This is a genomic window from Tatumella sp. JGM91, assembly GCF_018257575.1.
Lineage (GTDB): Bacteria > Pseudomonadota > Gammaproteobacteria > Enterobacterales > Enterobacteriaceae > Tatumella > Tatumella punctata.
In genome coordinates this window covers 1-12,435 of sequence record NZ_JAERJP010000014.1, presented here as the reverse complement: position 1 = coordinate 12,435, position 12,435 = coordinate 1, and the positions used below count along the sequence as shown (strand labels likewise).

Annotated in this window: 14 protein-coding genes; 3 read left to right on the top strand and 11 right to left on the bottom strand. The window is 51.5% G+C overall.

Annotated features, from left to right (window positions below; translation table 11 throughout):
* The first annotated feature begins 88 nt into the window (after window positions 1-88).
* A complete protein-coding gene (locus JK198_RS10785) occupies window positions 89-721 on the top strand; it encodes a glutathione S-transferase family protein (RefSeq protein WP_212710947.1) in 633 nt (210 codons plus the stop codon).
* 42 nt (window positions 722-763) lie between these two features.
* Here the strand turns inward: JK198_RS10785 and JK198_RS10780 are convergent, their stop codons facing one another.
* The 11 genes from JK198_RS10780 to ulaA form a co-directional block, all read right to left on the bottom strand.
* Window positions 764-1,525: a hypothetical protein gene (locus JK198_RS10780; RefSeq protein WP_212710946.1), complete on the bottom strand. Its 762-nt coding sequence runs from the start codon at window positions 1,523-1,525 to the stop codon at window positions 764-766.
* A gap of 117 nt (window positions 1,526-1,642) precedes the next feature.
* Window positions 1,643-2,914 (bottom strand): 3-oxo-tetronate kinase, encoded by a 1,272-nt coding sequence (gene otnK, locus JK198_RS10775; protein ID WP_212710945.1) that lies wholly within the window; start codon window positions 2,912-2,914, stop codon window positions 1,643-1,645.
* 192 nt (window positions 2,915-3,106) lie between these two features.
* Window positions 3,107-3,805, bottom strand: a complete 699-nt coding sequence (locus JK198_RS10770; RefSeq protein ID WP_212710944.1) for a substrate-binding domain-containing protein — start codon at window positions 3,803-3,805, stop codon at window positions 3,107-3,109.
* Window positions 3,806-3,847: 42 nt separating this feature from the next.
* Window positions 3,848-4,486 (bottom strand): aldolase, encoded by a 639-nt coding sequence (locus JK198_RS10765; RefSeq protein ID WP_212708562.1) that lies wholly within the window; start codon window positions 4,484-4,486, stop codon window positions 3,848-3,850.
* Window positions 4,470-5,282: a DeoR/GlpR family DNA-binding transcription regulator gene (locus JK198_RS10760; RefSeq protein ID WP_249213117.1), complete on the bottom strand. Its 813-nt coding sequence runs from the start codon at window positions 5,280-5,282 to the stop codon at window positions 4,470-4,472. The genes JK198_RS10765 and JK198_RS10760 overlap by 17 nt, the downstream gene beginning before the upstream one ends.
* Window positions 5,283-5,573: 291 nt before the next feature.
* The gene (locus tag JK198_RS10755; RefSeq protein WP_212710953.1) at window positions 5,574-6,257 is read right to left on the bottom strand and encodes an L-ribulose-5-phosphate 4-epimerase; all 684 of its coding nucleotides are present in this window, start codon (window positions 6,255-6,257) and stop codon (window positions 5,574-5,576) included.
* Window positions 6,258-6,264: 7 nt separating this feature from the next.
* Window positions 6,265-7,122: an L-ribulose-5-phosphate 3-epimerase gene (locus JK198_RS10750; protein WP_212710943.1), complete on the bottom strand. Its 858-nt coding sequence runs from the start codon at window positions 7,120-7,122 to the stop codon at window positions 6,265-6,267.
* Between the two features lie 9 nt (window positions 7,123-7,131).
* Window positions 7,132-7,788, bottom strand: a complete 657-nt coding sequence (locus JK198_RS10745; RefSeq protein ID WP_212708560.1) for a 3-keto-L-gulonate-6-phosphate decarboxylase UlaD — start codon at window positions 7,786-7,788, stop codon at window positions 7,132-7,134.
* Between the two features lie 12 nt (window positions 7,789-7,800).
* The gene (gene ulaC, locus JK198_RS10740; protein WP_212708559.1) at window positions 7,801-8,271 is read right to left on the bottom strand and encodes a PTS ascorbate transporter subunit IIA; all 471 of its coding nucleotides are present in this window, start codon (window positions 8,269-8,271) and stop codon (window positions 7,801-7,803) included.
* Window positions 8,258-8,587, bottom strand: a complete 330-nt coding sequence (gene ulaB / locus JK198_RS10735; protein ID WP_212708558.1) for a PTS ascorbate transporter subunit IIB — start codon at window positions 8,585-8,587, stop codon at window positions 8,258-8,260. The genes ulaC and ulaB overlap by 14 nt, the downstream gene beginning before the upstream one ends.
* 33 nt (window positions 8,588-8,620) lie before the next feature.
* The gene (gene ulaA / locus JK198_RS10730; protein ID WP_212710942.1) at window positions 8,621-9,997 is read right to left on the bottom strand and encodes a PTS ascorbate transporter subunit IIC; all 1,377 of its coding nucleotides are present in this window, start codon (window positions 9,995-9,997) and stop codon (window positions 8,621-8,623) included.
* Window positions 9,998-10,384: 387 nt separating this feature from the next.
* Between ulaA and ulaG the strand changes: the two genes are divergently transcribed.
* Both ulaG and ulaR read left to right on the top strand, forming a co-directional pair.
* Window positions 10,385-11,449 carry an L-ascorbate 6-phosphate lactonase gene (gene ulaG / locus JK198_RS10725; RefSeq protein ID WP_212710941.1) on the top strand — a complete coding sequence of 355 codons (1,065 nt, stop codon included), beginning with the start codon at window positions 10,385-10,387 and terminating at the stop codon, window positions 11,447-11,449.
* Between the two features lie 107 nt (window positions 11,450-11,556).
* On the top strand, window positions 11,557-12,312 hold the full coding sequence (ulaR, locus tag JK198_RS10720; protein WP_212708555.1) for an HTH-type transcriptional regulator UlaR: 756 nt from the start codon (window positions 11,557-11,559) through the stop codon (window positions 12,310-12,312).
* Window positions 12,313-12,435: the final 123 nt, after the last annotated feature.

The window sequence follows — 12,435 nt, the reverse complement described above, 5'->3', positions numbered from 1 at the left end:
TAACGAATTGCACCACAGACCTTTATGCTAGTATAAGGTCTGTCGCTGCTGCATTCTGCGGCAGCCAGAGTGAGTGAATGGAAACAGTATGATTACCTTACACCATCTGAATGATTCCCGTTCTTTCCGCGTCCACTGGTTATTGCTGGAAGCAAAGATCCCCCATCAGGTTATTTATTATCAGCGTGATGCTGTGACGCAGCTGGCCCCGGAATCTCTTAAGAAAGTACACCCGCTGGGCAAATCCCCGGTGATTGAGCTTGACGGGCAGATTATCAGCGAGTCAGGCGCGATTATCGAGTTACTGATCGAACGTTTTGCCCCTGGCCTGCGTCCGCCGGCCGGCAGCCCGCAGTATGCCGAATACTATGAGTGGATCCATTTTGCGGAAAGCTCGGCCATGGTCCCGGTACTGTTACGTCTGTTTAATAGTTTCGAAACGGCTGCCGGAACCGAACTGCGCTGGACAGAGAATTACGCGAATAATGAATTTAATAAAGTGTTCAGTTATGTAAATCAGCAACTGAGTGGCCGCCGTTATATTACCGGTGAGCAGCTGACGGGCGCTGATTTTATGATTGGCTGGGTGCTGCTGTTACTGCACAAACGGGGAATGATCGACGGCCTGTATCCGGCGATTGATACTTATCTGCAGACATTATCGGCGTTACCTTCCCTGCAGCAGGCACAGGCGCTGGATGCCGGACCTGTTGGCGGATAACTGCTTACTTGCCGGTGTGCCGGTGGCGGCCGGCACGATATTTCAGCGCAGTTTTGCCACTTTTGTTATCAGCTTTTCCCTTGCCAGATCCAGAGCCTGCGGGTTGGTGTGCCGTGACAGTGTGTCACGTGTTTTTTTACCCGGAAAATAATGGATCCTTTCGCTGTTGGCCCCGGAAGGATGGGGTAAGCCGGTCAGGATTTTCGCCGGGTCAATCTGTTGCTGCTGAACCAGCCATTCAACCCCGGCGCTAGCCACCGGGCCTAAAGGGACAAAAACCGCATCAGGCAACTGGCGGGCTTCGGCTGCAAATCCGCGTTCGATACTGTGCTGCAGTAAAGGGGAGTGACGGAAAGAGGGCGTGTTATTGTAATTTTTACCATCGATAAATACCGGCTGATTAAACAGGGAAGTGAAGTGCACTAACGATAAGTGATCGCTGAATAATGAGCTGCAGGACGCGATACCCAGCCAGCCAGATAAGCCAATCGCGTCCAGTAACTGCGTCAGATTATTACGGATCGCACCACTGAATGCTCCTTGCTGTTTGGCAAGATATAATGCCTGCTGATCAGTCGCTCCGTTTTTCAGCGCCTGGTGTGCGGCTGTCACCGCATGCAGCCACTGCTGATAGCCGGGGGTAATGCCCACCAGCACGAGACGTGCAGCAGGGTTAAGGTAGTCGAACGGAATATAGTATTCGGCCAGCCTGCCTTCACGGCGGAGTAAAAAATTATCAGGTAACTGGCGTGCAGGCGGCGGGGTAAAGTCCATTATTGCCTGCCGGAAAGTGCTGAACATCATTGGTGATTATCCTGAAGCTGATATCCGGAAACAGCGGGCAGGATAACACAGTGGCAGGGAGGAGGGGCTGATGCGGCTCCGCACCGCGGGGATACGGAGCCGCTATTTGCGGTGGGTTTATGCTGTCAGTCTGGCCAGTGCACGGGAGAAAAAGGCCTCATCACCAAAATTACCTGATTTTAAGGCCAGTCCGAGGGTTATTTGTCCCTGTTTTGCCCGTAATGCCGGGACGCCGGTACTGAGTTCGGCACCGATAACCAGACTTTCAATGCCCAGGCCACTGACAATCGCCCCGGATGTTTCTCCGCCGCCGACCACCAGACGCCGTACACCGGCCCCGACCAGCTGTACCGCCAGAGCAGCGAAAAATTGTTCAATCGCCTGAGAAACTTTTTCGCGGCCATAAGGCTGCTGTAACGCCGTAACCTGCGCCGGATCTCCTGAAGTATAAATCAGAGGATATTTTTGCTGATTATCATCGACGAATTTCAGCAGTTCTGCGGTGTCGGTGTCGCCGCGGATGATTTGCTCAACATCCAGAGGCAGTACGGCATATTGCTGCCGGTGGTAGTCAATCTGGCGTAATGTGGTGCGTGAACAACTGCCTGCCAGAATCACACCTTTACCGCTCACACTGAACTGCGGAGCAATTTCGCCTGCCGTTTCACCACGACGAATAAAATTATGCGGCAGGCCGCGGGCAATAGCCGATGCTCCGGTCAGCAGCGGTGCATCGGCACAGGCCCCGGCAATCTGCAGTAAGTCCTGATCAGTGATCGCATCCACCACCACCAGACCGATCTGCTGCTCAGCCAGTCGCTTTAATTGGCGGCTGATTTCATCGCTGCCTTGTTGTACCTGTTGCCAGCTGATATATCCCTGCGGATGCTGTGACTGGCTCGCCAGTACACGACGAATATCCGCATCGGTCATCGGGGTCAGGGGGTGGTTTTCCATCCCTGATTCATTCAGCAACTGATCATTGACAAACAAGTGTCCCTGATAGAGCGTACGTTTCATTGCCGGAAATGCAGGACATACCACCACGCCGCCGGTACCGAGCTTACGGGCCAGGGCCTCGGCCACCGGGCCAATATTGCCCTGAGAGGTGGAGTCAAAGGTGGAACAATATTTAAATACAATTTGCCGGCATCCGCTGGCCAGCAGCCAGTCGCAGGCCTGTAATGACAGGGCGATAGCTTCGCTGGCAGGCAGTGAACGGCTTTTCAGCGCAATAACCCCGGCACCGATCTGTGGATCTGCCGCCTGCTCAGGCACCCCGATATATAATGCTGTGCGCAGGCCACCTTCTTCCGGCAGTCCTGTTGTCAGGGTGACGCCAATGTCGCTGGCGCCGGTGAAATCATCTGCTATTACTCCAATCAACATAAGGCGCTCCGTTTGTCCCGCGTAAGCCGGACTCTGTGGTTAACGTGGCGGCTGTTGCCACCGAAACTGGCGCAGGAGGCTATCTGCTGGCGAAAACCCGGCGGGCCGGTTACCGTTGTCACGCAAGTGGCCCGCGGACAGGCTGGCAGCCGGTGGTCGTTTCAGTCTGCAGATCTGTCTGCGATATAGTGATTAATTCTGGCTTTGCAGACCGAACTTTGCATATCTGGCGGCGGCGTCTGGTGAGGTGACAATCTCTGTCAGTGCTGCGGCCTGTTGCTGATGTTCAGAGTGAAAGCTCCGGGCAATAGAAAACGAGGTACTTTTTTGCAGATCAGCGGGCAGGTCGCCGGTGATCTCTACGCCCGGCACCGCCAGCAGTTCGCTGACTTGCTGGATAGCAAGATCCGCATCACCGCTGAGAAGTTTTTCTGCGGTAAAACCCTCCGCGATCGGGCAGGCTTTAGCGTCAATTTCCTGTTCGATCCCCAGCATCTGTAGTACGGTTTTAAAATGTATACCGCTGGCTCCGCCGGTGGAATAGCAGAGTGAGCGCGCGGCACGAAGTGTTTTTATCAGTTGTTCACGGTCAGAGACATCAACGTGAGGCGCGCCTTTTCTGACGGCAAACCCGATGCGGGAAACCACTAATGGTCTGCGGGTTGCCGGATCAGCAATTCCCTGAGCAATCAGCTGCTCCATGGCCGGATCGGTCACGATCACCAGGTCACAGAGCTGGCCGTTTGCGATATTTTCCATTAATACGCTGGTCGGGTTCCAGTGGATGCAGAGGTCGCCAAACCGGCGGCGATAACCTTCCAGTAATCCGTCGTCAAACGGAGAGCGAACAACCAGTGCACTGTACAGTGTCAAAGGAGATAACCTTGTCATTTTATTTACCTGCGCCTGTCTATTCCGGCAATAAGCGGTGAATTACCAGTGACATGCAAATTTTTCGGTCAGTTCCTGAATTGCCTGCGGTGGCAGAGGATCGGCCTGGCGTCGGGTGGCGACCCATAGCCGGGCGGTTTCCTCTAATTCTTCCAGGATATCGCAGGCCTGAGAAACACTGTTCCCCCAGATCACCGGGCCGAGTCTTGCCAGCATAACCCCTTTCACTGTTGCAGCCAGCCCGGCCACGATTGTCGCCACTTCCGGTGAGCCGGGATACCGGTAGTCAATCAACGGTATTTTTCCGACTTTCATCACCTGATAGGGGGTGATGGGCGGCAGGATCGCTTCCGCAGACCAGACGCCCTGCAGTGTCAGTAATACCAGTGCGTTTGAGTGGGTATGCAGTACGCTGCGGCTAGCAGGATTATGCTGATATACACCTTTATGTAATAACAGGGTCTTGGAAGGTTTGTTACCCGTCAGCCATTCTCCGTCGGAGCTGACTTTGGCAATATCGGCCGGGTCCAGAGTGCCCAGACAGGCATCGGTCGGTGTAATTAACCAGCCATCATCAAGGCATGCACTGATATTACCGGAAGAGCCGACCGTATAACCCCGGCTAAATAATCGTTCACCGGTGAGACATATTTCTTCGCGTAGTTTATTTTCGTCTTTCATAACTTCTTTTATCCCGGAATATATCGATAAAGGTGATTTTCGGTGAGCGGATATCCAGCAGACTTTGTTTACATTCACCGGAAACCGAATCCGTAATAATTTCATCCAGAGCCGTTAGGGGACAGACAGTGTAAAAACCGTACTTTCCATATTTACTGCTGTCAGAGACGAGGATATTTTTATTTGAGACAGAAATAACGGTCTGTTTTACTACGGCTTTCTCTTCATAGGGCGTCGATATACCGTGGGTCAGATCCCATGAACTGGCGCTGAGAAAGGCCAGGTCAATATTCAGTGTTTTAATAAAGCTGGCAGCGCTGAAACCGACACAGGAAAGGTTACGTTTATCGACTCTGCCGCCGACATGGTAGAGGTCTGTGGCCGGATTCGACATCAGCAGCTGGCTGATCGAAAAGTCATTAGTGACGACAGTCAGACGAAAATCAGGCGGAATACAGCAGGCAATTTCGAAAGTGGTCGTCCCTGCATCGAGGTAAATAATACTGCCCTCAGAAATCCGAGTGACTGAACATTTACCCAGCTCTTTTTTGAGCCGGTGATTCAGACAGGACTTGTCCTGATAAGGCAGTTCCTGATGCAGTAAGACACTGAGGCGAATTCCCCCGTTAACCCGCCGGACTTTCCCTTCCTGTTCCATCAGTTGTACATCACGGCGGATAGTCATATGGGAGACATTCAGCAGTGATGCCAGCTCCTCATAGAGTGCGATCTGATTTTCATGGGCATAACGATAGATAAAATCCCGGCGTTCATTCGCAGTTAATCCCATCGCCATGATTCGCTACTCTCTGGTTATTTTTTATGTCATGGAAATAGTTTACGGATAACAATTTCACAATAAAAGTTGCTGAATCACAAAAATGAAAAACAGGTTATGACGACAATTTAAATATAATATTATGAATATAAATGTATTTTTTATTTTTATGATGGATTTTATTTTTCACATAATATTGTGAAATTTTTACTGGCGGGCAGGTGAAGCAGAATGGGTTATATAGCCGTCAGGGCGGAAGAGGCCGGGGCCCTGTCCCGGACGCCGGACAGGGCCCCGCAGGTCAGAAACTCACCCCTGTCCGTAGTAAGCATGTTTACCATGTTTACGCTTGAAGTGTTTATCCTGCAGATAGGGGGGGATAACTTCAGGTTGTGGCTTCAGCTGACAACTGAGCCATGCCAGTCTGGCAACTTCTTCAAGAACGACTGCATTATGTACCGCTTCTGCAGCATCCGATCCCCAGCAAAAAGGACCATGCTGGGCAACGATAACTGCCGGTACCTGCATCGGCGGACGATCCTGCAGGGTATGGATGATCACTTCACCCGTATTACGTTCATAGTCATGGCTGACTTCTTCTGCTTTCAACTGACGGGTACAGGGAATCTCACCATAAAAATAATCTGCGTGGGTGGTACCTAATACCGGCACCGGACGCATCGCCTGTGCCCATGCAGTGGCGTAGGTTGAATGGGTATGGACAATCCCCCCCAGTTCCGGGTATTGCCGGTAGAGCGCCAGATGAGTTGCTGTGTCTGAAGACGGGCGCAAAGGACCATGATAATAGCCGTCGGGCTCAACCACCACCATATCTTCCGGACGCAGTTTTTCATAGGCAACTCCGCTGGGTTTTATCACCATCAGACCACTTTGCCGGTCGATGGCACTGACATTGCCCCAACTGAAGGTCACCAGTTGATGGGCCGGCAGTTGCAGATTGGCTTCACAGACTTGTTGCTTTAATTGTGTCAGCATCGGTTTATCCTCCGGTCGGCAAGCCCGCCAGGCGCATTTTTTCCAGTACCTGGCAGCGGGCGGCAGACACCTGCTGGCGCGGGTTTTCTCTGCTGCCGCTCCACATTTCGATCAGATAGGGGCCGCGATAACCATTAGTGTGCAGGGTGCGAAAGCATTGTTCGAAATCCACGATACCCTGGCCGAACGGAACGTTTTTAAATTCCCCGCGGCGGGTGTCTTTCACATGTACACCCACAATGTGGCCAGTCGCAGCCGTCAGCTCCAGCTCGACATCATTATCCCAGGCCGATAAATTGCCGATATCAGGGTATAGCTGGAACCAGGGGTTATTCAAATAATGGCTATAACCGAGGGCTTTGCTGACCGAATTCATCAGACCGGTATCCATAATTTCCATCGCCAGGGTAACCTGTGCTCTGCTGGCCATTTCCATCGCCAGTGACAGACCGTCACGGAATCGCTGACGGGTACAGGCATTACTTTGCTGGTAGTACTCATCGTAGCCGGCCAGCTGGATAACCCGTATTCCGGTATCCTGTGCCAGCCGGATGGTTTGCTGCATAATCTGTAGTGCCTGACGCCGGATGCTGTCGTCTTCGCTGCCCAGAGGAAAACGCCGGTGGGCACTGAGACAGAGGGAAGAGACACGGATACCGCTGGTCAGTACCGCCTCTGTCAGTGCCAGGCGCTGCTTATCACTCCAGTGGAGGCGGGCCAGTCGCTGGTCAGTTTCATCTATCGACATTTCGACAAAATCAAATCCCAGTTCTGCGGCAAGTCCGAGGCGTTGTGGCCAGTTTTCATCGGGCGGCAGGGCTTTTTCGTAAATACCGAGCAGCACTTTTTCTGACGGTGACATACTGGCTCCTTAGCCCCAGAGCTGATGAATTTGCTGCCGGAACCGCCGGGCAGCGGCGACAGGATCACTGGCATCACGGATACTGCGTCCGGCAATAAATGCATGGATCGGCAGATGCCTGAACAGGGGCAGGTCGTCAGCCTCCAGTCCGCCTGTGATGGTGAGTTTAAAGCCCATATCACAGAGTTGTTGCAGGATAGCCAGGTCCTGATCGCTCCAATTTACGCCTGCTGCCTGAGCATCACGACTGCGGTGGTATACCAGCTGGCGGATACCGGCATCGTACCAGCCAGAGGCCTGAGATATTTGCCAGCTGCCGGTGAGTTCTATCTGGACATCACCGTTATACTGTTGTGCCACCTGCAGAGCACCTTTCACCGTATTGATATCAGCGCAGCAAATGACAGTGATCCAGTCTGCACTGGCCTGAAAACACATTTCTGCGAGTATTTTTCCGGCATCGGCAATTTTGGCATCGGCCAGCACGATATGGCCGGGATAGAGTGCTTTTATTTCCCGTACTGCACGTATACCTTCACTGACACACAAAATGGTACCAATTTCGATAATATCGACTTCACTGGCAATCAGCCGGGTGGTGGCAAATGCCTGATCGAGGGTTAAATTATCCAGTGCGATTTGCAGCAGAGGTCGTTGACATTCCATGGCCGGTACTCCTTATGGCTCGCGGGTAACTGAGGTTTGATGAATCAGGTCAAGTACCTGCTGCGGATGGCGGCAGTCACGTAAACGCTGAAAATTATCAGGATCGTCGAATAGCTGTACGACCTGAAGTATTCCGACCTGCTGATGAGTGTGGGCATCAACGGCCGCCAGGGTGATCAGGATATCGATCGGATCGTTATCCTCGTCGCCAAAGCAGACCGGGTTTTTCAGGGTGACTAAGGCAAACCCGGTCCGCAATACGCCCTCCTCGGGACGGGCATGGGGCATTGCCAGGCCGGGAGCAAGCAGGAAATAGGGGCCGTACTTGCTGACTGCCGCGAGGATCGCCGGGAAATATTCTGATCCGACCACCCCTGCATCCACCAGCAGATCGGTGCCAATCCTGATGGCCTGTTGCCAGTCTTCGGCCTCGGCCTGCAGGCGGATACTGTTATTATCCCGCAGGGAATCACTTAGCTTCATCAGCAGTTGCTCCTGAGAGGTCGTCAGGAAAGTACTGACGAATAACAGCCATCAGTTTGGGGCCGAAATCTTCGGCAGACAGCATATTGCGTACCCCGATAACATGTTTATTACCGCTGACACTGATTTCACCGGCAATATGCGTAGAGGCAAGAATAATATCTGCCTGACTGAGCTCTGATTTATATTCACCGACAGCACAGCTGTTTACGCTATGGTCTACCTGCTGAAGCGTGAGAAACTGATCAACTTTCATCTTCATGATCATTGAGCTTCCCTGTCCGCAACCGCACACTGCCAGAATTCTTACTGTCATATAAGTGTTCTCCTGTGGTGAGGGTTTTGATGGCTATCGGCCTGCGGCACGTTCTTCAGCACGCAGGCTTCGGCCGGAAAAGTACATATATAAGGCAGCGATAATCAGTACTACGCCCATAAACCAGAGCCCGGAACTCAATCCCTGCATTAACGGTGGCGCCAGAATTGACCAGTCAGCCATACCCATCCAGGCATCCAGCCCGGTCAGTTTTATCGCCCAGACACAACCAAAGATTTCTATCATTCCCATCACCAGGCAAATTTTAAGTGCCGCCCGCCAGCCCCCATAGTGGTTAGCAAATACGCCAATAGTGGCATTTGAAAAGAACATCGGAATAAACCCGGGGATAATCATGATAGGAGACTGCAGCAGCACCAGAATACCGACGGCAATCAGCTGGCCGATGGTGCCCCACATAAAACCCCACACCACTGCGTTAGGCGCAAAGCTGTAGATAGCAGCACAATCGATGGCTAACACCGCCCCCGGAATCAGGCGCTGTGAGATACCGTTAAAGGCTTCGGTGAGCTCGGCGACAAACATGCGCACGCCCTGCACAATGATAAAGATCGCGACGGCAAACATGAGTCCGGTCTGCAGGATATAAAGGGTCCAGTGGGTGCTGCCCGCCATAGCCTGCAGGGTGGTTAAGCCGAAAGAGAGCAGGATCGCGCCAAAAAACAGTGTCATCACAATGGCGGTTGACACGATGTTGTCATGGAAAATATTCAGCCAGCCGGGCAGAGAAAGCTTCTCGACACTGTCCTGTTTTTTACCCAAATAGGGGGCCAGTTTGCAGGCAATCCATGAGGCAAACTGCTGCTGGTGGCCAATGGAAAATCCGCTATTGTCGGTCACGGACTGGGTCGGGAGGTACATCATATTGGCGGTGATCCCCCAGTAGAGGGAAGTCAGTACCGCACTACAGATAACGGTGGTCCACATGCTGTAACCGGACAGATAAAAGAATACGGCAATCAATCCGACCTGCTGGAACATAATATGTCCTGACAGCATGATAGTTCTGATACCCGTCAGCCGTTTCAGTAGTACATATAAAATATTGAGCGCCAGCGCCAGTAAAACCGCATAACCGACCCAGCTGTAGGCGGTATCCATTCGGTCTATTACTGTCATCATTGATGCATAGGTGTCTGATATTGCACCGTTAATCTGATAGACCTCTGACAGTTTACTGACAACCGGCTTAAAGGTACTGGTCAGAATGCCTGAGCCCGCCTGCAATAACATAAAACCGATAATTGTTTTCAGTGTACCTTTAATGATTACCGTGGCGCTTTTACGCAGCAGTAAATAGCCCAGTAAGGTGACCAGGCCCAGCAGTAGTGGCGGATTGGTCATCACCTGGTTAAAAAAAACAGTGAACAGGGTATAAAGCGTTTCCATACGGATCTCCAAAGCATTGCTTACAGAGCGCGAATACTGACGGGCAAACCGTGCCGATACGGTTGCCTGAGTTTTATTATCCCGAACGGCTTACTCAGGGAGCCTTCACCATAACAATCATAAAACGTCACAAAAAGATTGATTTTGATTATTTGTGATCCTCTTCACTGGATATTATTTAATTATATGAATGCACTGTATATTGTTGTTTTTTCGTCTGCATTTATTTAAAAGTTATTGTTATATATGCAGTTAATTTCAGCGTGACGGAGAGTATAAAAAGCGATTTTTTCATATTGAGAAGACAGATGAACGGTGGTAATTTTAACTCTCTGTGATTGTTTATGATTATTTTGATTGTTGTCGTCAAAGGATGGAGAGAATACGATGAGTAAAATAACATCAATCAGCCGTGAATCCTGGCTACTTAGCACCTTCCCGGAGTGGGGATGCTGGCTGAATGAGGAAATAGAACAGACAGAGGTTGTCAGCGGCACTTTTGCCATCTGGTGGCTGGGGTGTACCGGGATATGGCTGAAATCAGACGCAGGTACTAATCTGTGTGTTGATTTCTGGTGCGGGACCGGTAAACAGACACACAGTAATCCTCTGATGAAAGCCGGTCATCAGATGCAGCGGATGGCCGGCGGGTTAGCCCTGCAACCTAACCTGCGGACGGCGCCTTTTGTTATGGATCCCTTTGCTATCCGGCAGCTGGATGCCGTATTAGCCACCCATGACCATAACGATCATATTGACGTTAATGTTGCGGCAGCGGTAATGCAGAATTGTGCAGAGGATGTGCCCTTTATCGGACCGCAGTCCTGCGTTGATATCTGGACTGGCTGGGGGGTGCCGCGTGAACGATGCCATGCAGTGGTGCCGGGCGATATTATTACCCTCAGAGATACACGGATTATTGTGCTGGATGCGTTCGATCGTACCGCACTGATTACCCTACCGGAAGGACAGGCAGCTGCCGGGGTATTACCGGCAGGGATGGATCAGCGGGCGGTTAATTATCTGTTTGAAACGCCGGCCGGGACGCTGTACCACAGTGGCGATTCTCACTATTCAAATTATTATGCCAGTCACGGTAACCGCTTCCCGATTGATGTTGCGCTGGGCTCCTTCGGTGAAAATCCGCGTGGTGTGACGGATAAAATGACCAGTGTCGATATATTACGTATGGCGGAGTCCCTTAAGGCACAGGTTGTGATTCCGGTACACCATGATATCTGGTCAAATTTCCAGGCGGACCCTAAGGAAATACTCAGCCTGTGGGAAATGAGACGACACCGGCTTCAGTACCATTTTAAACCTTTTATCTGGCAGGTCGGTGGTAAGTTTACCTGGCCGACAGATAAGGATAACCTTGAGTATCACTATCCCCGTGGTTTCGATGACTGTTTTACCCTTGAGCCTGACCTGCCTTTTAAAGCCTTCCTGTAAAACCACAGGGCGATTTATGGTGCGCACTTCTGCAGCAAAATGATATTAATAATCAGACTGTGCGCCTATAATCCACTGCTGATGTTTTATCTTGTAACGGAATGTCCATGACTGAGTCCCAGCGGCACCATGCCATCCTTGAGTTGTTACATACTCAGCGGCAAATTTCTGTCGCCGATTTGATCGCTGCCTTTGATATTTCGCCGGCAACTGCGCGGCGTGATATCAATAAACTGAATGATAACGGGCAATTACGTAAAGTGCGTAACGGTGCCGAGGTGCTGAATGTATCTCGTCAGTTATGGAGCCCGCTGAATATTCAACAGGTCAGTCATCTGGACGAAAAAATACGGATTACTGCCGCGGCGGCGGCCCTGTGTCAGCCCGGAGAGAGCGTGGTGATTAACTGCGGCTCGACCGCCTTTTTGCTGGGCCGTGAACTGTGCGGTAAAGATATTCAGGTGATCACCAACTATCTGCCACTGGCCAATTACCTGATAGAACATGAACATGAACGGGTGGTAATTATTGGCGGCCAGTATAATAAGCAGCAGTCGATAACTCTGGCTCCGCAGAGCAGCGAAGCTGACCTGTATGCCGGTCACTGGATGTTTACCAGTGGTGTCGGCCTGACCAGCGACGGATTATATAAAACGGATATGCTCAGTGCGATGAGTGAGCAGAAAGTACGACACTATGTTGGCAAGCTGGTCGTGCTGGTGGACAGCAGTAAAATCGGCCAGCGGGCAGGGATGCTGTTCAGCCGCGCAGCAGATATTGATATTGTTATTACCGGGAAGCAGGCTGACCCGGCAGTGATCGGGCAGCTCCGCTCGGCCGGCGTTGAGGTAAAGCTGGTCTGATGATTTAGCCACGGGCATGGCAGCGAAGGGCTCCGGGACACAGCCAAAAAAAAGGTTCATCGCACCTTAGCGTGAATTAATAGAAAACGGCGGTAAAAGTGGTTAGTTTTGTATTCGCCAAAA